The organism is Anaerococcus tetradius ATCC 35098, from assembly GCF_000159095.1.
GTDB classification, from domain to species: domain Bacteria; phylum Bacillota; class Clostridia; order Tissierellales; family Peptoniphilaceae; genus Anaerococcus; species Anaerococcus tetradius.
In genome coordinates, this window is record NZ_GG666296.1 from 122,823 (window position 1) to 143,980 (window position 21,158).

General features: G+C 35.4%; 19 protein-coding genes and 1 other annotated feature (1 of these 20 only partly in view). Of the genes, 11 read left to right on the plus strand and 8 right to left on the minus strand.

The window, feature by feature from the left end; all coding sequences use genetic code 11:
- Nucleotides 1–34 precede the first annotated feature (34 nt).
- Together HMPREF0077_RS03680 and galE are read right to left on the minus strand one after the other, a co-directional pair.
- The gene (locus HMPREF0077_RS03680; protein ID WP_040349384.1) at nucleotides 35–955 is read right to left on the minus strand and encodes a sugar phosphate nucleotidyltransferase; all 921 of its coding nucleotides are present in this window, start codon (nucleotides 953–955) and stop codon (nucleotides 35–37) included.
- The gene (gene galE, locus HMPREF0077_RS03685; RefSeq protein WP_004836619.1) at nucleotides 955–1,983 is read right to left on the minus strand and encodes a UDP-glucose 4-epimerase GalE; all 1,029 of its coding nucleotides are present in this window, start codon (nucleotides 1,981–1,983) and stop codon (nucleotides 955–957) included. The genes HMPREF0077_RS03680 and galE overlap by 1 nt, the downstream gene beginning before the upstream one ends.
- A 369-nt stretch (nucleotides 1,984–2,352) precedes the next feature.
- Between galE and HMPREF0077_RS03690 the strand changes: the two genes are divergently transcribed.
- The 6 genes from HMPREF0077_RS03690 (at nucleotide 2,353) to HMPREF0077_RS03715 (ending at nucleotide 8,155) form a co-directional block, all read left to right on the plus strand.
- Nucleotides 2,353–3,627: an ABC transporter substrate-binding protein gene (locus tag HMPREF0077_RS03690; protein WP_004836620.1), complete on the plus strand. Its 1,275-nt coding sequence runs from the start codon at nucleotides 2,353–2,355 to the stop codon at nucleotides 3,625–3,627.
- A gap of 26 nt (nucleotides 3,628–3,653) precedes the next feature.
- A complete protein-coding gene (locus HMPREF0077_RS03695; protein ID WP_004836621.1) occupies nucleotides 3,654–4,565 on the plus strand; it encodes a carbohydrate ABC transporter permease in 912 nt (303 codons plus the stop codon).
- On the plus strand, nucleotides 4,552–5,385 hold the full coding sequence (locus tag HMPREF0077_RS03700; protein ID WP_004836622.1) for a carbohydrate ABC transporter permease: 834 nt from the start codon (nucleotides 4,552–4,554) through the stop codon (nucleotides 5,383–5,385). Before HMPREF0077_RS03695 ends, HMPREF0077_RS03700 begins: the two co-directional genes overlap by 14 nt.
- Before the next feature lie 40 nt (nucleotides 5,386–5,425).
- Complete coding sequence (locus tag HMPREF0077_RS03705; RefSeq protein WP_004836623.1) at nucleotides 5,426–6,520, plus strand: ABC transporter ATP-binding protein; 1,095 nt, start codon at nucleotides 5,426–5,428, stop codon at nucleotides 6,518–6,520.
- A gap of 40 nt (nucleotides 6,521–6,560) precedes the next feature.
- A complete protein-coding gene (locus HMPREF0077_RS03710; RefSeq protein WP_004836624.1) occupies nucleotides 6,561–6,854 on the plus strand; it encodes a PTS sugar transporter subunit IIB in 294 nt (97 codons plus the stop codon).
- Between the two features lie 68 nt (nucleotides 6,855–6,922).
- Nucleotides 6,923–8,155: a Gfo/Idh/MocA family protein gene (locus HMPREF0077_RS03715; RefSeq protein ID WP_004836625.1), complete on the plus strand. Its 1,233-nt coding sequence runs from the start codon at nucleotides 6,923–6,925 to the stop codon at nucleotides 8,153–8,155.
- A gap of 168 nt (nucleotides 8,156–8,323) precedes the next feature.
- Here the strand turns inward: HMPREF0077_RS03715 and HMPREF0077_RS03720 are convergent, their stop codons facing one another.
- Nucleotides 8,324–8,710 (minus strand): PTS sugar transporter subunit IIA, encoded by a 387-nt coding sequence (locus HMPREF0077_RS03720; RefSeq protein WP_004836626.1) that lies wholly within the window; start codon nucleotides 8,708–8,710, stop codon nucleotides 8,324–8,326.
- Nucleotides 8,711–9,086: 376 nt separating this feature from the next.
- On the opposite strand from HMPREF0077_RS03720, the gene thrS reads away from it, so the two are divergent.
- The 3 genes from thrS to HMPREF0077_RS03735 all read left to right on the plus strand — a co-directional run bounded on the left by thrS (nucleotide 9,087) and on the right by HMPREF0077_RS03735 (nucleotide 13,615).
- Nucleotides 9,087–11,009 carry a threonine--tRNA ligase gene (gene thrS, locus HMPREF0077_RS03725; RefSeq protein WP_040349387.1) on the plus strand — a complete coding sequence of 641 codons (1,923 nt, stop codon included), beginning with the start codon at nucleotides 9,087–9,089 and terminating at the stop codon, nucleotides 11,007–11,009.
- Between the two features lies 1 nt (nucleotide 11,010).
- A complete protein-coding gene (locus HMPREF0077_RS03730; protein ID WP_004836628.1) occupies nucleotides 11,011–12,186 on the plus strand; it encodes a carboxylate--amine ligase in 1,176 nt (391 codons plus the stop codon).
- 67 nt (nucleotides 12,187–12,253) lie between these two features.
- A complete protein-coding gene (locus tag HMPREF0077_RS03735; RefSeq protein WP_040349388.1) occupies nucleotides 12,254–13,615 on the plus strand; it encodes an MATE family efflux transporter in 1,362 nt (453 codons plus the stop codon).
- A 58-nt stretch (nucleotides 13,616–13,673) separates the two neighbouring features.
- Here HMPREF0077_RS03735 and HMPREF0077_RS03740 read toward each other — a convergent pair whose 3' ends face one another.
- On the minus strand, nucleotides 13,674–14,537 hold the full coding sequence (locus HMPREF0077_RS03740) for a hypothetical protein (RefSeq protein WP_004836630.1): 864 nt from the start codon (nucleotides 14,535–14,537) through the stop codon (nucleotides 13,674–13,676).
- 68 nt (nucleotides 14,538–14,605) lie between these two features.
- Here HMPREF0077_RS03740 and HMPREF0077_RS03745 point away from each other — a divergent pair, with 68 nt between their 5' ends.
- Nucleotides 14,606–15,220 carry a hypothetical protein gene (locus tag HMPREF0077_RS03745; protein ID WP_040349389.1) on the plus strand — a complete coding sequence of 205 codons (615 nt, stop codon included), beginning with the start codon at nucleotides 14,606–14,608 and terminating at the stop codon, nucleotides 15,218–15,220.
- The gene (locus HMPREF0077_RS03750) at nucleotides 15,210–16,133 is read left to right on the plus strand and encodes a CPBP family intramembrane glutamic endopeptidase (protein WP_004836632.1); all 924 of its coding nucleotides are present in this window, start codon (nucleotides 15,210–15,212) and stop codon (nucleotides 16,131–16,133) included. The genes HMPREF0077_RS03745 and HMPREF0077_RS03750 overlap by 11 nt, the downstream gene beginning before the upstream one ends.
- A 73-nt stretch (nucleotides 16,134–16,206) precedes the next feature.
- Here HMPREF0077_RS03750 and ilvD read toward each other — a convergent pair whose 3' ends face one another.
- Genes ilvD through ilvB form a run of 4 tightly spaced genes read right to left on the minus strand, consistent with a single transcriptional unit; the run spans nucleotide 16,207 to nucleotide 21,030 of the window.
- Nucleotides 16,207–17,868, minus strand: a complete 1,662-nt coding sequence (ilvD, locus tag HMPREF0077_RS03755; protein ID WP_004836633.1) for a dihydroxy-acid dehydratase — start codon at nucleotides 17,866–17,868, stop codon at nucleotides 16,207–16,209.
- 9 nt (nucleotides 17,869–17,877) lie between these two features.
- Entirely contained in the window at nucleotides 17,878–18,873 is a 996-nt protein-coding gene (gene ilvC, locus HMPREF0077_RS03760; RefSeq protein ID WP_004836634.1) for a ketol-acid reductoisomerase, read from the minus strand.
- A gap of 10 nt (nucleotides 18,874–18,883) precedes the next feature.
- Nucleotides 18,884–19,363, minus strand: coding sequence for an acetolactate synthase small subunit (ilvN, locus tag HMPREF0077_RS03765; protein WP_004836635.1), 480 nt, complete (start codon nucleotides 19,361–19,363; stop codon nucleotides 18,884–18,886).
- 2 nt (nucleotides 19,364–19,365) lie between these two features.
- Nucleotides 19,366–21,030: a biosynthetic-type acetolactate synthase large subunit gene (ilvB, locus tag HMPREF0077_RS03770; RefSeq protein ID WP_004836636.1), complete on the minus strand. Its 1,665-nt coding sequence runs from the start codon at nucleotides 21,028–21,030 to the stop codon at nucleotides 19,366–19,368.
- A 56-nt stretch (nucleotides 21,031–21,086) separates the two neighbouring features.
- Nucleotides 21,087–21,158, minus strand: a binding site (T-box leader); it runs 156 nt beyond the window's last position.

The following is a 21,158-nucleotide window of genomic DNA, read 5'->3' on the forward strand; positions in this document are numbered from 1 at the left end:
TAATTTTAAAAAAATATTTGTCAAATGTTTAAATTTAGATATTCCAAATGTCTTTTGGGTAAAGTTTTTCCTCAAACATTTCTTTGAAAGCTTCCTTGGCTGGGGCTAGGTCTTCCTTGTAGGTTATACCAATCCATCTTTCATCAGTAGGAAGTATTGTAACACAAGCCTCATCTTCATTAATAAGCTCAGCTATCATATTTGGGAGTACATACTCGGCATTTGCTAAATCGTCCTTGTTCTTTTCTAGATATCCTATGAAATGTTTTTCACAAAGGCTTATAAATTTTGGGTAAGAAGCCCATAAATTCATAGAAACTAGAGCATCTAGCCTAAGTAAATCAGGACTAAGATTTTCCTTGCTTGAAAGAGAACCATCATCTTCTAGTTTTATTCCGTGAGTTTCGATTATAGTTGTAAGCTTGTTATCCTCATCTCCAACCGAAACTCCTCTAGTTACAGCTCCATTATCCGAGAGGGTATTTCTTAGCTTGTAGCCAGCCATAGCTATTTGAAGTTTGCCATCTTCTATTTCTTTGTGATTAACTAAAAACTCGTGAAGATCTTCGAAAACTTCCTTACCATAATAGTCGTCTGCATTAATTATCAAGAAAGGTTCATTTACCAGCCCCTTACAGGTAAGGACAGCATCAACTGTGCCCCAAGGCTTATTTCTTTCCTTTGGACTAATAAAGCCAGCTGGCAAAGTCATATCCTGGTAGGCATATTCGACATCTATTATTTTTTCAATCCTAGAACCAATTATTTCCTTAAAATCCTTCTCGATTTCTTCTCTTATAATAAAAACAACTTTGCTAAAACCTGCCTTCATTGCATCAAAAATAGAATAATCTATGATTGTATATCCATTATCGTCCATCTTGGCAAGCTGCTTAATGCCTGCCCCATATCTTGAGCCAATACCTGCTGCAAGAACTACAAGAGTTGTCTTCATCATTGCTCCTTTTCCTCGTATCCGTTAGGATTTTGTGATTGCCATCTCCAAGAATCTTCGCACATTTCCTCTATACCATTACAAGCCTTCCAGCCTAAAAGCTTGTAGGCCTTACTAGCATCTGCATAACATTCGGCTATATCGCCGGCCCTTCTTCCTACAATCTTGTAGGCAATTTTTCTAGACGAAGCCTTCTCAAAGGCCTTAACTACATCAAGAACAGAATATCCCCTTCCTGTAGCAAGGTTAATAATCTCAACTCCGGAAAGTTCATCAAGCTTATCTACTGCTAGGACATGGCCTTTGGCAAGGTCGACTACATGGATATAATCCCTAACTCCAGTACCATCGTGGGTATCATAATCATCTCCATAAATACTTAGACAAGCTAGCTTTCCTATAGCAACTTGGCTTATATAAGGAAGAAGGTTATTAGGAATCCCCTTTGGATCCTCACCGATTTTTCCAGACTTGTGAGCGCCTATTGGATTAAAATACCTTAAAAGAATAACCTTCCAAGAAGGATCTGATGTATATAAATCAGTCATAATTTGCTCCATCATAGACTTAGTCCAACCGTAAGGATTGGTGCAAATGCCCTTTGGAAAATCCTCTGTTATAGGCACATTTTCTGGATCACCATAAACAGTAGCTGAAGAAGAAAAGATTATATTCCTTAATCCTATATCATTCATAGCCTTTAAAAGGGATAAAGTACCACTTATATTGTTGTGATAATATTGTAAGGGTTTTTCTACAGATTCGCCTACAGCCTTGAGGGCTGCGCAGTGGATGACCACATCGATTTTCTCCTTAGCTAAAACTTCTTTTAGCCTGTCATAATCAAGGACATCAGCCTCGTAAAAGCTAACTGACTTGCCTGTTATTTCCTCAACCCTATCTATACAAATTCTAGATGAATTAGATAAATTGTCATAAAGGACTACTCCATAACCCTTATCTAAAAGTTCGACTGCTATGTGGGAACCTATATATCCAGCCCCTCCGGTTATTAATACATTCTTCATCGAAATTCCTCATTTCCTGTTTAAACTTATATATATTATATAGCAAATCGCTAACAAAGGCTAGTTAGATATTAAAGCATGTGTAAATAATCTTATATAAAAAAATTTATAGGGTTAGAAGATGATTTGATATGGTAGTATCCATTTTGTTAAAAGATATAAGTTTTTTCTTGTTAATATTTTATTTAAAAATTCTAATCTCTGTAAGTGCCTTTAATTTACTGATAAATAAAATTAATATTTTACTTGACTAAATAGCAATGAGGGACTATACTATTTACAAGGTAACTACCATTACTGGACATGAAATCGTTTTGAAATTTTCAAAATCCAAAATTTTCTGTCAACTAATAGTTTTAAGGAGGAAATATGAAAGCTATTAAGAAAATGTTATTCGCAGTTGCTGCTGTTACCATGTTAACAGGATGTAGTGGAAATGAGAGCAAGGATAAGGCTGACAATGGCACTAGCAATAATGGTAAAACTGTTGTTAGAATGGCCATGTGGAACCCTGATCAAATTGAAGTTATGAAGGAGATTGAGAAAAAATACGAAGAAAAACATCCTGATATTGATATTCAAATAGAGGAAACAACTTTCAAAGATCACTTCACAAAACTAGAAACACAAGCACAAGGCCAAGTTATGCCAGATATTTTTACTATGAATGGTCCTAACTTTGTTAAGTTTGCTTCTAATGGTGTTCTAGAACCCCTAGATGAACATATGGATAAGTTGAATTTCAAGAAGGAAGATTTCCCAAAGGGTTTGATTGATCTCTATACATACGAAGGTAAGCTATACGGAATCCCTAAGGATTGGGACCTTACTGCCCTATTCTACAATAAAGAAATATTTGATCAAGCAGGTGTTGAATATCCTAATGAAAATTGGACTTGGGATGATTTTGTTAAGGCAGCTGAAAAATTAACAAACAAAGAAAAAGGAATATGGGGAACTTCTGCTAAGTCTATGACTCAAGAAGGAATATATGATACTATTCCTCAATCTGGTGGATACATTATAAGTGAAGATAAGAAAAAATCTGGATACGATAGTCCAGAAGCTGAAGCAGGAGTTAAGAGATGGACAGATTTAATTGAAAAAGGAATTTCTCCTGATCTAAAAACTCTAACAGACACTCCTGATAATGATTTGTTCAAGGCTGGAAAAATAGCTATGGTTTATCTAGGTAGCTGGAGAGTTCCAGAATTTTTCGGAGATGCAAGCTTCAAGGACAAGGTAGATTTACAAATTATGCCTTTAATAAAGAAAAGAGCAGCTACAATCCATGGTCTTTCTTATGCTTTGGCAAAGGATTCAAAAAATAAGGAACAAGCTTTAGACTTTATGGCATACTTAGCTTCTGAAGAAGTAAATGAGCTATGGGCTAGCAAGGGAACAGTAATTCCTGCTCTTAATAAATCACTAAAAACTTGGGAAGCTTCATATCCAGACAAGAACCTAAAAGCTTATGTTGATGAGCTAGAATATTCAGTTCCTTACCCAGTAAGCAAAAATACACCAGTATGGAACCAATATGAAAATGATGCTATTAACGAAATCTTTTCACTAGAAAGACCAGCAAAAGATTCATTAAAGGATTTAGCTGACAAGATGAATGACGCATTGTCTAAAGAATAATTTATCCTAGAATAGCGAGGTGGGTTATGAAAAATAAGAAAACTAATAAAAAAAGGTATAACTCACAGGCGGTAAAATGGGGGTATTTAATGATACTCCCTGTTTTGCTAGGCCTTACTGTGTTTTACATAATACCATTCTTCCAAAATATTTTTTATTCATTTACTGATTTGAACTCTTTTGGAGTATGGAAGCCAATAGGATTGGCTAATTATAAGGAATTGTTCGCTGATGAAAATTTCTATATGGCACTTAAAAATACTTTTACTTACACAATATTTACTGTTCCTTTATCAATAATAATATCAATGACCGTAGCGAACTTGTTGAATAAAAATATTAAGGGAATAGGAGTTTATAGGACCTTATACTTTTTGCCTGCTGTAACAATGCCGGCAGCAGTTGCTATGATTTGGAAATGGATTTATAATGGTCAATACGGCTTATTGAATCAGCTGATTATGAAGTTTGGTGGTCAACCTAAAGCTTGGCTTGCTGATAACAATACTGCCTTAGCTTGTATTATAGTTGTTGGAATATGGATGAGCTTGGGAATGAATATTATATTTTTCTTAGCTGGCATGCAGTCAATACCTAAGCAATACTATGAAGCGGCTAAGCTTGACGGAGCTAGTGGATTTAAACAATTTTTTACTATAACCTTTCCTTTGCTATCGCCAACCCTCTTGTTTGTAATAACAAAAGATTTGATAGGTAGCTTTCAAGTCTTTGATATTATCTTTATGATGATAAATAAGACTAGTCCAGCTTTAAAAAGTAGTCAATCTATTGTTTATTTATTCTATCAAGCTGCCGTTGATTTTGGTAGAAAAGGTTATGGAGCTGCTGTTGCGACCGTTTTATTTGTTATTATAATTGTCATTACCTTTATACAAATGACATTACAAAAAAGGTGGATAAACAATGTTAAAAACTAGTCAATTCAAGAAAATCTTAATACATTTAGTTCTTATAATTGGAGTTATATTTACGGTTTTCCCATTTTTGTGGATGATTTTAACGTCCTTAAAAACCCTAAGCGAATCCATGGCTATACCTCCAGTAATCTTGCCAAGTGCTTTGCAATGGTCTAACTTTAGCGTTGCTTTAAAGAAAATAGACTTCATCTTACTTTACAAGAACACTGCCTTGTATGCTATTTTTACAACCATAGGTCAGGTAGTTATGTGTACTATGGCAGGCTATGCCTTTGCAAGACTTGATTTCCCATTCAAAAACATTATTTTTATATTGATAATGTCAGTCTTGATGGTGCCGGGTCAAATATTTTTAGTTCCTCAATTTCAAATAATGAACAAATTGAGATTACTAAATACTATAACAGCTTTGGTATTGCCAAGCATGTTTTCAGCTATGGGAACATTCTTGATGAGGCAATTTTTCAGTCAAATTCCTAAAGAATTAGAAGAGGCAGCAAGAATCGATGGCTCAGGTCAATTTAAAATATTTTTTGATATATGCTTGCCTATAGTAAAGCCAGGAATAGTTACCCTTGTAATAACTTGTTTATTATATACTTGGAACAACCTAATGTGGCCTTTGATTGTTAACACCCTACCTGCCAAACAAACTCTAGCAGTAGGCTTGGCAAATATGGCATCTACTGGTCAATACACAGTCAATTTCCCTGTATATATGGCTAGTGCCCTATTATCAATATGGCCAATGATATTGCTTTTTGCTATTTTCCAAAAACAATTTATAGAAAGTCTAGCTCAAAGTGGTATGAAGGGTTAATGTAAAATCGGTATTGTAAGGTAAAAATTAAGGAGAACAGATGAGTAGTATTAAGTTTACCAATGTAAATAAAATCTATGATAATGGCTTTCATGCTGTTAAGGATTTTAATTTAGATATAAGAAATAACGAATTTGTTGTATTTGTCGGCCCATCTGGTTGTGGAAAATCGACAACCTTGAGGATGCTGGCAGGACTTGAAGATATATCTTCAGGAGAGATTGAAATAGATGGAAGGGTCATAAATGATGTTGAACCAAAGGATAGAAATATAGCTATGGTTTTTCAAAATTATGCCCTATATCCTCACATGACAGTCTATGATAATATGGCCTACGCCCTCAAGAATCAAAAAATGGATAAGGATAAAATTAAGGAGAAGATTACTAAGGCTTCAAAGATGCTTCAAATCGAAGATTACCTAGATAGAAAACCTAGCCAACTTTCAGGCGGTCAAAATCAGAGAGTTGCCCTTGGTAGGGCTATGGTTAGAAATCCTAAGGTCTTCTTGATGGATGAGCCTTTATCTAATCTTGATGCTAAGCTTAGAACTCAAATGAGAACAGAGATAAATAAGCTTCACAAGGATTTGAATACTACATTCATATATGTAACCCACGATCAAACAGAAGCTATGACTCTAGGTGATAGGATAGTTGTTATGAATAAGGGACTTGTCCAACAGGTAGATACGCCAGTTAACCTTTATAACAATCCTGTCAACGAATTTGTAGCAGGTTTTATAGGATCACCAAGGATTAATATTATCAATATAAAATTGGAGAAAGACGGCTCACAATTATTAGGCTATGTGGGAAGGCAAAAAATTCTTATGCCAGAAGTTTTGGCGGACAAACTCAAGGCCTATGATAAGGATAGCGTAAATGTAGCCACAAGACCAGAGCATATATATGTAGAAAATTATACAGAAGAAGTAATCACCCTAGAGACTAAAATAGAAGTCGTAGAATCTTTGGGTAGTGAGAAAGTTGTATATTCAAGTTGTGAAGATAATGAAATCATAATTAGAGACTTTATGAATTTAGATTATGAATTGGGATCAAGCTTAGAAGTATATTTGAATGCAAATAAATCCTTCTTGTTTGATCCAGATACAGGAAATAAGATATCTTAATATTAGCAAATTTTATAAATTATTAAATTAGGGAGGAGAGATGAAAATACTAGTTCTTTGCGCAAATGGAATAGCAACATCTATTTTAATGAAAGAAGTTATTAAGAAGGCATTTGAAGAATTAAATTATAAGGGTGAGCTTGAAATAGACCATGGGTCTATAAAGGATAGATCTCCTATAGATGAAGATGTTGACCTTATATTTTGTGCTAAAAACTTTGAAGATAACTTTGAAAAAGAAATTGAAAGCGGAATTAAGGTTATAGGTCTACAAAATATACTATCAACCGATGAAGCTAAAGAAAAGATAATTGAGCACTCTCTTAATAAGTGAGGTCTGTGCTGATAAAATAATTATAAGGCAAGAAAGTATTATATAGTTTAGAATATTGAGGAGTAAAAATGAAAGTTGCAGTTGTTGGATGCGGTAATAGAGGACACGAAGCCTATGCTAAGGAATTGATCCAATACGAGGGGGTAGAGATAGTCGCTGCCCTTGATTGGGATCAAAGAAAACTAGATAAGGTAAAAAAAGAATTTAACATATCAGACGAATACATATTTAAAGATGAGAAAGATTTTTTTGATAAATTAGAAAAGGAAAAGTTTGCAGATACTATAATTATAGCTACCTATGATAGGGAGCACTATGATATAACAATGAAAGCCTTGGATATGAATCTAAATATCCTATTGGAAAAACCCATTTCTCCTATAAGAGAAGAGGTGCTAAATATTGCTAACAAGGCAAAAGATTATGAGAAAGTTTTTATGATTTGTCATGTATTGAGGTATTCACCTTTCTTTAGAAAGATAAAAGAATTGATAGATGAAGGAGCCATAGGTGAGCTTATAAATATTAACCATAATGAAAATATTGGATATTTTCACTTCGCCCACTCTTTTGTAAGGGGTAACTGGAGAAATTCTGTTGAGTCATCTCCTCTTATTCTTCAAAAATCCTGTCACGATATGGATATCCTCCTTTACCTAACAGGTAAGATGCCTAAATCAATATCAGCCTATGGATCCTTGACATATTTCAAAGAGGAAAATCAACCAGAAGGAGCAGCTGACAGGTGTCTAAGCTGTAAATATCAAGACTCATGTATATTTTCTGTCAAGGACTTTTATACTATCGGCAGGGGAAGAGGCTGGAGAGCAGTTGTCGATCCAAAAATCACTGATGAAAGTTTGAAGAAAGCTCTCGAAGAAGGTCCTTATGGAAGATGTGTATTCAAATCAGATAACGACGTCTGTGATCACCAATCCATAGCCATCCAATTTGAAGATGAAGTATCAGCAACCTTTAACCTTTCTGCTTTTGCCAAAGATGTCCACAGAAATATCAAAATCCAAGGGACAAAGGGTGAAATCATAGCTGATGATTTAACTCAAGAAATAAGAGTAAATGTATTTGGTAAAGACGAAGATAGGTTGTTTAAGGTAAACAACATGTTTGGCGGCCATGGTGGGTCTGATAGGGCTATTATCAAAGCCTTCTATGATGCTTGCAATGGCAGTGTCGATGAAGTGAAAACTGGAGCAATGGAAAGTTTGGCAAGCCATTTGATGTGCTTTGATGCCGAAAAATCTAGAAAAGAAAAGCTAATGGTCGAATATAACAAGTATTAAGATATAAAAATCCTAAAACTAAGGATATCCTCCCTCCTCCTAAATAAATTAGGTTTATAAATTTAGTTTTAGTGGAAAAAGGCTCTTGCAGAGTGAATGATCATCTCATCTTTAGAAAAAGCTTCTAGGGTTGAGATATTATTCATACTTTTGCAAGGGCCTTTTTTGCTAGTCAAATAAGTAAATCGACTTTTGTGCTGTATCTATTATTTTTTTTAGAAAAGTATTGATATCATCGCAATCAAAATTTAGGGCTTGATAGACCATCTCAAAATTCATACCCGTTAAGAAATAGACATTTTTATAGCTAGCTAAACTTAGGACAGCTCTATTGAAAGGGCTTCCCCCTCCTATGTCTGCTAGGACTATTATATTCTCGTAAGTTGAAAGTTCTTGGTAGGCTTTTATAAGCTTTATATCAAGATTATCGTAGCTATCTCCTTTTTTGAAATCGCAAACTCTTAAATTATCGAAATTGCCTGCTATCATCTGAATAGCAGAGTAGATACCAGAGGCGATTTTACCATGACCTGTAAGTATAATGCCATTTTTCATAAGTTTTCCTTTTATTGTTTTTTCTAATTTTATTATAAATTAGTTCTCAGTTAGGGTCAATTTATCCTTATCGTGCTTTTATATTTTAAAAATAATTTGCAAAGTCTAAATTATATGGTAACATAAGCTTATACTTAATATTGACTTAGATAGGGAGCTTTGATCGGAAAAGTGCTTACAGAAAGAAACGGTAGTTGAGAAGTTTCAGTACATAGATTTAAAGTACCACCCTAGAGTTTTTCATGTAATGTGAAACGTTTGGGCGCGATAAGCCTTCTAATGAGTAACAAATTAGGTGGAACCACGAAACAAAGACGTATCGTCCTATAGCCATGAGGCTTGGGCATACGTCTATTTTTATTTTAAAGGAGAAATTATGATTAAGATTAAATTACCTGATGGATCAGTTAAGGAATATGAAAGTGGAGTCCTAGTAGGAGATGTTACAAAAGACATTTCTATGGGTCTTTATAGGGCAGCACTTGGGGCTGTTGTTAATGGAAAAGTTATGGGCTATGCTGAGCCAATAGAAGAAGACTCTGACTTCAGAGTTGTAAAATTTGAAGATAAGGAAGGAAAAGAAATTTTCTGGCATACTTCTTCTCACTTAATGGCTGCAGCTATTAATGAATTATATCCTAATACTAAATTTGCCATAGGACCTGCTATTAATGATGGTTTCTATTATGATATGGACCTTGAACATAGATTTACTCCAGAAGATTTGGAAAAAATCGAAAAGAAGATGCTAGAACTTGCCAAAAAAGACCTAAAACTTGAAAGAGTAGAAATTTCTAGAAATGAAGCTTTGGAAATGTTTAAAAAAGATAAGCAAGACTACAAGGTTGAGCTTATAGAAGACCTTCCAGAAGATGAAAAGATTACCCTTTACAAGATGGGCGATGTTTTTGTAGACCTTTGTAGGGGACCACACCTTGAATCTACAAAAGTTATCAAGGCTGTTAAGTTAAAAACTATAGCTGGTGCTTATTGGAGGGGAGATTCTGATAGACAAATGCTTCAAAGAATCTACGGAATTTCTTTCGAGAAGGCTAAACAATTAGAAGAGTATGAAGAACTTCAAAAAGAAATTGAAAAGAGAGATCATAGAAAAATCGGTCGTGAAATGAACCTTTTTGCCTTCCACGAAGAAGGACCAGGTTTCCCATTCTTCCATCCAAATGGAATGATTCTTATGAATGAACTTCTAGTTTGGTGGACAGATGTTCTTAACAACAATGGTTATGGAGAAATCAAAACTCCACTTATCCTAAATGAAGCCCTATGGCACAGATCAGGTCACTGGGATCACTACAAAGAAAATATGTACTTTACAAAAATTGATGGGGAAGCTTATGCAGTTAAACCTATGAACTGCCCAGGTTCTGTTCTAACTTATGCAGCTAACCAACACTCTTATAGGGACCTTCCAATAAGACTTGCTGAGTATGGTCAAGTTCACAGACATGAGCTTTCTGGTACCCTACACGGACTTTTCAGAGTAAGAACATTTACTCAAGATGATGCCCACGTTTATTGTATGCCAAGCCAAATCAAAGAAGAAGTTTACAAGATGATAGACCTTGCAGACCTTCTCTATTCAACATTCGGTTTCAAATATACAATAGAGCTATCAACAAGGCCAGATGACTTCATGGGCGAGATTAAGGATTGGGACTTCGCAGAAGACCAACTAAAGAAAGCCCTAGAAGAACGTGGTATTGAATATGAAATTAACCCAGGAGATGGTGCTTTCTACGGACCAAAAATCGACTTCCACTTACTAGATGCTGCTAAGAGAGAATGGCAATGTGGTACAATCCAACTTGACTTCCAACTTCCACAAAACTTTGATTTAACATATATCGATGAAAATGGAGAAAAGAAAAGACCAGCCATGCTCCACAGGGCCCTACTTGGATCAATTGAAAGATTTATCGGAGTTCTAACAGAACACTTCGCAGGAAGATTCCCACTATGGTTAAACCCACAACAAGTTGAAATCATCCCAGTATCTGATAAATATATTCCTTATGCAGAAGAATTAAAAGAAAAAATCAAAAAAGCAGGTTACAGGGTTAATATAGACTACAGAAGTGAAGGAGTAGGCTACAAGATTCGTCAAGCTCAACTTATGAGAACAAATTACATGTTGGTAGTAGGCGAGAAAGAAGAAAATTCTGGTAAACTTACTGTAAGAAATAGAGATGCTAAAGAAACTCCAGATGTTTCTCTAGAAGAATTTATAGAAAAGCTTAATGAAGAAAAAGCTTCTAAATCAATAAAATCAATATTCTAATATGACCTTCAATGCTGTAATTTTGGGGACAGACCATAACAGTTACTCAGTGGCAAGGAGCTTTTATGAGGCTTTTTCTAAAAAGCCCCTTGTCATAGGAGCCGCTGTTCTTGTTCCTTTTTATAAATCAAAAATTGCCGATGTTTATACGACCAAGGGTTTTTCATCAGACGAGGAGATTTTTGCAAACTTTATAAATGAAGTTATCGAAAAAAGAGATGAAGATGAGTTTGTCTTTTTTGCTCCGACAGAAAGATATGTGGAGATTTTACTTAAAAATCAAGCTAAGTTTAATTTTACCTACCATATTCCATATCCTAATTATGAATGGGCAGAGAAACTACTAAAAAAATCTGAGTTCTATTCATATTTAGAAAAAATAGGAGTTTCTTATCCAAAGACCTTGGTTATCAATAAGGATAATATTGATAGCATTGATTTTTCTGGAGAAGTCTTCCTCAAGGCTGACGATTATGATGCTCTCCTTGACTCATCTTGTGAAAATATCCAAAAGGGTTATTATTTAAGGGATTCAGATGAGGCTAAGGCAGTTTTAAGGAAAGTATATGAGAGTGATTTTAGGGGAGATTTTATCTGCCAAAACTTTATTAATGGGACTCAAGGTAGTGAGTATTCTCTAAATGGTTATAGGTCAAAAGATGGAAAGATTTCTTTTGTTCTTGCGAGAAACTTATTATCAGACCTTAGACCTATGTGGGTTGGTAACCACCTAGTTCAAGTAGATCACGATGATAGCCTCATGTATGCTTTGGCAGAAAAAATTGTTACATCCCTCGACTATCATGGACTCTTTAATATAGACTTCAAGAAAGACTCAAAGACTGGTGAAGTTTTTGTCCTTGAGATGAATATAAGACAAGGAAGGACCTTCTATTATTCAACCCTGGCAGGCGTCAATCTCATAGAGCTTGCGGTAAATGACTTAGTTCTTGGCAAAAGTGAAAGCAAAAAGACCCAAAAAGCTTTTAGGCTCCAAGCTATTTCTAGGAAGGTTGCCTACGAGAATGTAGCAGAAGAGCTAAAAGAAGAGTTTAATAAGAAAGGTCGAGAAGAAAACTCAGCTATCCATGTTATAAGCGATTATGATGATGATATGCTTAGAAAACTTAAAGTAAATGAGTCAATAAAAAGACAAGAAAAAGAATTATTTAATTAATCAGAGATATCGGTTTTTTCCGGTATCTCTTATATTGCCAAATTTTTTTAAACAGAAAGGAGAATTTATGGAAAAAACCGAAACAAGAAAAGAAAATATAATGGGGACTATGCCGGTTGGAAATCTCCTTATCAAGATGAGTATTCCTATGGTTATCTCCATGCTAGTCCAATCAGTTTACAATGTGGTAGACTCGATTTTCGTAGCAAGAATTTCAGAAGAGGCCCTTACGGCAGTTTCCCTTGCCTTTCCAGTCCAAAATATCATGATAGCTGTGGCAGTTGGAATTTCTGTAGGAGCCAGTGCCCTATTGAGTAGGTATTTGGGTATGGATGATAAGAAAAGAGTAGGGGTTGTTGCTATGCATGGTATAGCCCTATCAATCCTAGCCTACCTAGTTTTTGCAAGCTTAGGCCTACTCTTTACAAATAATTTTGCTAATAGCCAGTCGACAAACCCTCAAATCATAAAATACACTAAGGACTACTTGTGGATAATAATGGTATTTGGTATAGGAGTTTTCTTCCAAATCTTGGCAGAAAAGCTCCTTCAAGCGACATCCCTTACCTTCTACACCATGATTGTCCAAGTATCGGGCGCTTTGATAAATCTTATCCTCGATCCTATCTTTATTTTTGGTCTTTTTGGTTTTCCAAGATTAGAAGTTAGGGGAGCTGCCCTTGCAACGGTTATCGGTCAAATTGGAGGGTCAATAATTGGACTTGTAATAAATAGGAAGAAGAACACAGACATAGTAGTTGATTTTAAGCATTTTAGTTTTCATGGAGAAATATTAAAGGAAATATTTTGGATTGGAATCCCATCAATAGTGATGAATGCTATATCATCAGTCCTTATCTTTATCTTAAACACCATGCTAAGGGCCTTTGGTCAATCAGCCATAGCAGCCTATGGAGTGATGTTTAAGCTTCAGTCCTTTGCCTTTTTGCCTATTATAGGTATGTCTAACGCCATGATATCTATAATTTCCTTTAACTATGGGGCAAGACATGTGGCAAGGATAAAAAAATCTATAAGGTTAGCCTTGCTATGGGGATTCTTGTTAGTTGGACTAGCTACTATTCTTTTGTGGATATTTCCAAATCAAATCTTTGATATGTTCAATGCAACTTTTAGGATGCGTGAGATAGGCGTTCCTATGATAAGAATAGTTTCCTTATCTTATGTAATAGCCTCTGTATCTATAATAGCTGTAGGAGTGTTTCAGGCTTTGGGTAACTGGCAATCAGCTATCCTCCAATCCTTCCTTAGACAATTTATAATCCTCCTACCAACCTTCTATCTATTGTCCCTTACCGGTAATATAGATCTAGTTTGGTGGTCATTTTTCATATCGGAAGTATTAAATACTATAATGTGTATGTATTTTCTAAAAAGAGATATAAAGAATAAGGTAGAAAGCCTATAAAAAATCCAGCTTTCAAAGCTTAGTAGATAATTACTAAACTTTGAAAGGCTGGATTTTTTTAATTTATTCCCACTAGGAGATAGTTTATATATTTTATCCTAAGCTTATAAAGAATTTGGCCTATAAACAAAGTGCTAAGTAGTCCTAACAAGCAAGTAACTAACCTATTTTCGCCGACAAAAAGTCTAAGGGCGATAAAAATGCTTGGATAGATGTAGAGGTAGGTGAAAATCATAAACTTCTCAAAACTTACTTGGCTAGGGTTAGCTATAGATTTTAGGATTAGGTAGACTAGGGGGATAAAGGATAGGAAATATCCATAGTCAAATCCATATTTATAGTTAAGAAAAATTTCGACTCCAACAAGACTTGCCGCCAAAATATAGAGGAGGGGGTTGATTTTTTCAGCCTTCCTAATTCTTAAAGCCATAACAAAAATAGCAAAGTATAGAAAAAATTCTTTAAGACTTGTAAAGCGAACAAGAATCCTGCTATAATCAAAGTAAAAGAAGAAGGCAAGCGATAAAAGGCCAACTAGACTTGTAAATTTATTACCGAAAATTTTATTTAAGATAAGCTCTAGGAGGAAAAATATTCCAACTAGGCTTATTAAATCAAACAAATTTCTGACAATAGCATAAGTACCCTGGATGATATCTTTGGATAGTTTTACAGAAAATCCGTTAATTATGAGGTAATTAAGGCTTACATGAAAAAGAAGGGGAAGAAATATTAGGATAACCCTTCTGGTATCCATGAAGGAGATCATGTAGGCTATATAGGCTATCAGATAGGAATTTATGATTCTTGATGCTATTTGAGTATTTAATTTTGTTGAAAGGCCTAGCAAAGGGGTAATAAAACTAATAACAAGTAAAATTAAGCCCAAAAAGCCAGCTATATTTAGTCTGATATTTTTCATACTTAAATCATATCACAAATAAGAAAAATTACTAATAAAATGATATAATACTCATAAGAGGAGTTGACATGGATAGAAGAAGACGATCCAAGATGGACGATAATTACATAAGAGAAAATAAAAGAGATGCAGAAAGAAGGCATAGGAGAAAGATAAGGCGTAGAAGAGAGACTATTATTAGGATTCTTGTCCTACTTTTTATAATATTTGCTGTATTTTTTTCTTATAAGAAGCTAATCTCTTCCAATAAAAAGCAAGTAGGGATGATTCAGACTGCTATCAAAAATGACGATGAAGAATATTTTTCTAAGAAAATGGATAGGATGGCAGTTATAATGGATGTGCTAAAGAAGTCCTACTCCAAGGATGAGAAGGAAAATAAGGAGTTTTACCAGGCTGTTTTTTCTAACTTGTCAATTAAGTATATAGAAGAAAAAAGTGTTGAAGGTGGCAAGGAAGTTAGTCTAGAGATTGAAAATGTTAATTATATAGATGTCTACAAGGCCTTGGGAGAAGATAAGAGCCATGAGGCCTATATGAAGGCTCTAAAGAATAAAGATGCACCAAGGAAAAAGGCTAGGGTTAGTATCTTCATTAGAGATAAGATTTTTTCAAAGAAGATTTACGAGTCAAGACCCTTTGTAAATGCAATTTTGGGAGGGGCACTCGACTATGCTAAATAAGAGATATATGCTATTAGATAATGAGTCAATCAAAGAAACTAGGAGGGTCATGAAGGATAGAAACCCTATCCTCTTTACCCTATGCCTATTTTTTGTGATGAATCTTATGCCAGCTGTAATAGCCTTTTTACTAGGTCTTATAATCTACCCCCTAGTAAAAGTATTAAAGCTAGGATATGTTCCTAAAATAGCTTATGGAAGTGACTCATTTATGATATTTGATTTACTTTCCACATTTTTCATAAGTCTCACTATTTATTTTTTCGTAAAAAAATATCAAAATAGAAATGCCAAGTCTCTAGGCCTAGTAGATGATAAAAAGCTCATATCCTACACCAAGGGTATCTTGATTGGTGGGGCTATGCTTACGGCATCTTTCCTTCTTGTCTTCTTATTTGGAGGCTTTAGGATAAGGGTCAATATTAGAAATATCAGTCCTTTTTTATATCTACTTTTTGTTATAGGTTGGATTTTCCAAGGCTTTGAGGAAGAATTAATTACGAGATCAGTGCTTATGAATTATTTTGCTGCTGTTAAGGACGTAAAGACGGGACTTATAGCCAATAGTTTGTTATTTGCTATCCTTCATGTAGGAAACACTTCCTTTAATGCTATAGCCTTTGTCAATTTACTCTTGATGGGTCTAGTATTTTCTATGATTTTTTACATAAACGATAGTATCTACACATCTGCAGCTTGTCATAGCGTATGGAATTTCCTCCAGGGAAATTTCTTTGGTATAAATGTTAGTGGAATAATTGATAGCCAAAATACCATCTTTAAGAGTGAACCTGTCGGCTCTTTCCTAATAAGTGGGGGTGGCTTCGGAATAGAGGCAAGCCTAATAGTAACCCTTGTCGAGCTTTTCGTCTTAGTTATTTTATTTAGGAAATTAAATAAGCCTTGTCATTAAGACTAAAAAAATAATCGTAGCCTATTTAGGGAGTTAAACTTCGTTTTAAGGCTACGATTATTTTTTGAAAAAATTATCTTAGGACAGCTCCTTTATCAGAGCTTGTAACACATCTTCTATACCTATCAAGCCAACCTGATAGCTTATTATTATCAGTTGGAGTAAAATTCTTCATTCTTTCTTCCATTTCCTCGTCGGATATTTTTAGCCTGATAGAATATTTTTCTATATCAATTTCTATAAGATCGCCCTCTTTGATTATGCCGATTTCTCCACCTAGGGCAGCTTCTGGAGAAACGTGTCCTATTGATGCTCCCCTTGATGCTCCTGAAAATCTTCCATCTGTTATAAGGGCAACACTCTTATCAAGGCCCATTCCTGCCAAGGCTGAAGTTGGATTTAGCATCTCTCTCATACCAGGGCCACCCTTAGGGCCTTCGTATCTTATTACTACTACATCGCCATCCTTTATGTCTCCCTCATATATAGCCTTGATTGCGGTATCTTCACTATCAAATACTCTTGCAGGGCCAGTGTGTTTGAGCATGGACTTATCGACTGCACTTCTTTTTACAACAGCACCTTTTCTAGCTATATTGCCAAACAAGATAGCAAGGCCTCCAACTTTTGAGTAAGGCTTATCAATTGGTCTTATAACCTCGTGATTTTCTGGCTTAGCATCTTTAATTTGTTCATAGATACTGATGCCTTGGACAGTCTTACAATCTTTTTCTAGTAAATTAGCCATCATAAGTTCATTTTGGACAGCTGCTATACCACCGCTTAGGTAGAGGTCTTCCATATGAAATGGCCCAGCTGGTGCTAGATGACATAAATTAGGAACTTTTTCGCTAATCTCGTTAAACAAGTTAAGGTTGATATCTATGCCAGCTTCTGTGGCAATGGCAAGTAAGTGTAAGACCGTATTTGTAGAACAACCTAAAGCCATATCAGTTGCGATTGCATTTCTTATGGAAGAAGGAGTGATTATATCCTTAATCCTTACATCATCATTAATCAATTCCATTATCTGATAGCCACTCTCCTTAGCAATCCTATATCTTTCAGCATAAACAGCAGGAGTTGTTCCATTTCCCTTGAGGGCTAGGCCTATAGCTTCTGAAAGACAGTTCATGGAATTTGCAGTGTACATTCCAGCACATGACCCACAAGTTGGACAAACAGCTTTTTCTATTTCGTAGAGTTCATCTTCTGTGATTATATTAGCCTTATTTTGACCGACAGCTTCGAAAGCGTAGGATAAGGAGATTTCTTTTTTCTTATTCTTGCCAGCAAGCATTGGTCCACCGCTAACGAGGATGGTTGGAAGATTTAACCTCAAAGCTCCCATTATCATACCAGGAACGATTTTATCGCAATTTGGTACTAGAACAAGACCGTCAAGGCCATGAGCCCTAGCCATGGTTTCGACACTATCAGCTATTAACTCCCTACTGGGAAGGGAGTATTTCATGCCGACATGGCCCATAGCTATTCCATCACAAACACCTATTGATGGGATGAGGATAGGAGTTCCCCCGTTCATCAAGACCCCATCTTTTACAGCTTGGGATACCTTATCTAGGTACATATGGCCTGGCACTATCTCACTATAGGCAGAAATAATTCCTACGAGGGGTCTTTCTAGTTGTCTTTTTGTATATCCAAGGGCGTAAAAGAGAGACCTGTTTGGGGCTCTCTCTACACCCTTTAGGACCTTATCACTATTTAACATCTAAGCTCCTTATTTTTTAAGCCAACTCATCATTGACCTAAGATCCTTGCCTACTTCTTCTAATTGGTGAGAGGCTTCTCTTCTCCTTGTTGTAAGGAATTTAATCTTCCTACCTGCACTAAATTCTTGCATAAACTCACTAGCAAATTCTCCGGATTGGATATCTTCTAAGATTTTTTTCATATTATCTCTTGTTTCCTTACCGATTACCATTTTTGCTGCGTGATAATCACCGTACTCAGCAGTATTAGAAATTGAATTTCTCATATTTGTAAATCCACCTTCGACTATCATATCTACAATTAATTTCATCTCGTGGATACATTCGAAGTAGGCCATTTCTGGTTCATAACCAGCAGCAACTAGGGTTTCAAAACCAGCCTTCATCAATTCAGTAATACCTCCACACAAGACAGCTTGTTCACCGAATAAGTCTGTTTCAGTTTCTTCCTTGAAAGTTGTCTCGAGGATTCCAGCCCTGCCAGCACCTAGAGCCTTGGCATAAGCTAGGGCCAAATCCTTAGCCTTGCCGCTAGCATCTTGATATACAGCAACAAGGGATGGAACTCCCAAGCCCTTTTGGTATTGGCTTCTTACTGTATGACCAGGACCTTTTGGTGCTACCATAGAAACATCTACGCCAGGATTTACTTCAACCAAGTTGTAATGAACATTAAAGCCATGAGCATACATCAAGGTATCTCCTTCTTTTAGATTATCCTTAACTTCTTTGTTGTAGATATCTGCGGATATTTCATCAGGTACAAGCATCATTACAACATCAGCTTTTTTGCTAGCCTCGCTTACGCTTAACACTTCTAAGCCAAAGTCTTGGGCAAGTTTTCTTGATTTTGAAGTTTCTTTAAGACCAACCACAACATTAACGCCACTTTCCTTTAGGTTTAGGGCGTGGGCATGACCTTGAGAACCAAATCCTATTATAGCTACTGTTTTACCTTCTAATAAACTTAAATCGCAATCTTTGTCATAATATTTTTTTATCATTTTTAATCTCCTAATTTCTTTTTATTCCTGTTATTCCTGTTCTTATTACATCTTCTACTTGATATTTTGATATAATCTTTAAAAAATCATCCAAATTATTCTTATATCCTGTCATCTCCAAAAATAAATTATCAGATGAGTAATCTATAATTTTTGCCTTATAAAGACTAGTTAGGGCATTAAGCTCCAAATAATCACTACTGTGAATCTTTAGCTTGACCAAGAGCATCTCTCTTGAGATGAAATTCTCATTATCCATAATCTCAAGGTCGATAACATCTTCTAACTTTTCAATCTGATTTACTACCTGCCTTACCATATCTGGGTCTTCGGAAATTGTTGCAATAATCCTTGTCTTGTTATCATCGCTACTAACAGCAGCATTAATGCTTTCGATATTAAAACCCCTCCTCGAAAATATGGAGGAGATTCTAGTAAGGATACCAGCATTATTGTGGACAAAGACATTAATAGTGCTAAGGTTTTTCATTTTTACTCCATAATAACATCATCTACAGTTCCACCAGCTGGAATCATTGGTAGAACTAACTCATTCTTGTCAATTCTAACTTCTATAATCGATACCTTATTTGAACTTGCAGCCTTATTAAAAGACTCTTTGAAGTCTGAGAGCTTATCACAGCTATAGCCTTCCGCTCCCATAGAATCTGCAAGTTTTACATAATCAATCGTCTTTTCTATATTGGTCCCTGAAAATCTATTGTTATAAAGAAGGTGTTGCCACTGCCTAACCATGCCAAGAGTAGAATTATTCATAATTACACTTATGACCTTTACATTATTATTAACAGCAGTCAAAATCTCATTAAAATTCATATTAAATGAACCATCACCAGTTATATGAACAACAGGCCTATCGGGATTAGCAAGCTTAGCACCAATAGATGCTCCATAGCCAAAGCCCATAGTACCAAGTCCACCACTAGTAAGAAAAGATCTCGGCTTAGTTCTGCCACAATACTGGGCTGTCCACATTTGATGTTGACCAACATCAGTTACAAATATCAAATCTTCACCTAGAAATTCTGAAATATAAGAAATAACTTGATGTGGTTTAATCTTATCTCTACAGTCCTCAGGCTTATAATCATCCTTCTTTAATTCATTGACTCTCCTTATCCACTCCTTTCTATCCTTTTTTTCTATATAATCTAAAAGCTCTGATAAAATCTCTTTCAAATCTCCAACTAGACTAAAGTCTGTGAAAATATTCTTATCAATTTCTGACTTATCAATGTCAATATGTACTATATAAGCATTCTTGGCGAATTTTTTTGTATTAAGAGCTACCCTGTCAGAAAACCTAACTCCGCAAGCTATAAGCAAATCACACTCATCAATAGCATGATTTGTACTATACCTACCATGCATACCTAACATTCCTAAGTTAAGCTCATCCTCATAGCCCAAAACTCCTATGCCCATGATAGTATTGCAAGCAGGAATATTTGATAACTTAATCAACTCTCTAAGCTCCATAAAACTACCAGATGAGGTAAGACCCCCACCACAATAGATGATAGGTCTTTTAGAATTATTTATACATTCTGCTAACTTCTTGATATCTTCAAGGCTTGGCTTATTTTTTAATGAATCATCGACAAGCTTCTCTTTTTTCTCATACTCCCAATAATCACCCATAACATCGCTTGGAATATCAATAAGCACTGGGCCCTTTCTGCCAGAGTTTGCAATCAAAAACGCTCTTCTTATAGTATCTTGCAAGTCTTTTATATCCCTTACTATAAAATTGTGTTTGGTAATTGGCATAGTAATGCCTACAATATCAATTTCTTGGAAAGAATCCTTACCCAAAAGTTTCCTTCCAGCATTGCCAGTAATACAAACTAAGGGAATAGAATCCATAAAGGCTGTCGCAATCCCTGTAACTATATTAGTTGCTCCAGGTCCTGATGTAGCCATAACAACTCCGACCTTTCCGCTTGACCTAGCATAACCATCAGCAGCGTGAGATGCTCCTTGTTCGTGACTTGTCCTAATCAGCCTTATCTTATCTGAATAATCATAAAGCGAATCAAAGACTTGGATAACTGATCCGCCTGGATAGGCGAAGAGAGTATCAACTCCCTCATCAATCAGTGTTTTTACTATAATTTCTGATCCTTTTATTCTCATCTTAACCTCTTAATAATATTCGAAAATTTTCTATAAAAAAAGTCCTCTGTCATATGACAAAGGACGAAAGTTCCGCGGTACCACCTTTTTTCTTATAAAAATAAGCTCTCAAGCATCCAACAATGCTG

Coding starts and splice junctions, on each gene's coding strand:
- HMPREF0077_RS03700 (WP_004836622.1), top strand. CDS start 4,552: ATGTTAAAAACTAGTCAATTCAAGAAAATCTTAATACATTTAGTTCTT.
- ilvD (WP_004836633.1), bottom strand. CDS start 17,868: ATGTTAAATAGTGATAAGGTCCTAAAGGGTGTAGAGAGAGCCCCAAAC.
- HMPREF0077_RS03720 (WP_004836626.1), bottom strand. CDS start 8,710: ATGAAAAATGGCATTATACTTACAGGTCATGGTAAAATCGCCTCTGGT.
- ilvB (WP_004836636.1), bottom strand. CDS start 21,030: ATGAGAATAAAAGGATCAGAAATTATAGTAAAAACACTGATTGATGAG.
- thrS (WP_040349387.1), top strand. CDS start 9,087: ATGATTAAGATTAAATTACCTGATGGATCAGTTAAGGAATATGAAAGT.
- HMPREF0077_RS03705 (WP_004836623.1), top strand. CDS start 5,426: ATGAGTAGTATTAAGTTTACCAATGTAAATAAAATCTATGATAATGGC.
- galE (WP_004836619.1), bottom strand. CDS start 1,983: ATGAAGAATGTATTAATAACCGGAGGGGCTGGATATATAGGTTCCCAC.
- HMPREF0077_RS03695 (WP_004836621.1), top strand. CDS start 3,654: ATGAAAAATAAGAAAACTAATAAAAAAAGGTATAACTCACAGGCGGTA.
- HMPREF0077_RS03715 (WP_004836625.1), top strand. CDS start 6,923: ATGAAAGTTGCAGTTGTTGGATGCGGTAATAGAGGACACGAAGCCTAT.
- HMPREF0077_RS03740 (WP_004836630.1), bottom strand. CDS start 14,537: ATGAAAAATATCAGACTAAATATAGCTGGCTTTTTGGGCTTAATTTTA.
- HMPREF0077_RS03690 (WP_004836620.1), top strand. CDS start 2,353: ATGAAAGCTATTAAGAAAATGTTATTCGCAGTTGCTGCTGTTACCATG.
- HMPREF0077_RS03730 (WP_004836628.1), top strand. CDS start 11,011: ATGACCTTCAATGCTGTAATTTTGGGGACAGACCATAACAGTTACTCA.
- HMPREF0077_RS03745 (WP_040349389.1), top strand. CDS start 14,606: ATGGATAGAAGAAGACGATCCAAGATGGACGATAATTACATAAGAGAA.
- HMPREF0077_RS03710 (WP_004836624.1), top strand. CDS start 6,561: ATGAAAATACTAGTTCTTTGCGCAAATGGAATAGCAACATCTATTTTA.
- ilvN (WP_004836635.1), bottom strand. CDS start 19,363: ATGAAAAACCTTAGCACTATTAATGTCTTTGTCCACAATAATGCTGGT.
- HMPREF0077_RS03735 (WP_040349388.1), top strand. CDS start 12,254: ATGGAAAAAACCGAAACAAGAAAAGAAAATATAATGGGGACTATGCCG.
- HMPREF0077_RS03680 (WP_040349384.1), bottom strand. CDS start 955: ATGAAGACAACTCTTGTAGTTCTTGCAGCAGGTATTGGCTCAAGATAT.
- ilvC (WP_004836634.1), bottom strand. CDS start 18,873: ATGATAAAAAAATATTATGACAAAGATTGCGATTTAAGTTTATTAGAA.
- HMPREF0077_RS03750 (WP_004836632.1), top strand. CDS start 15,210: ATGCTAAATAAGAGATATATGCTATTAGATAATGAGTCAATCAAAGAA.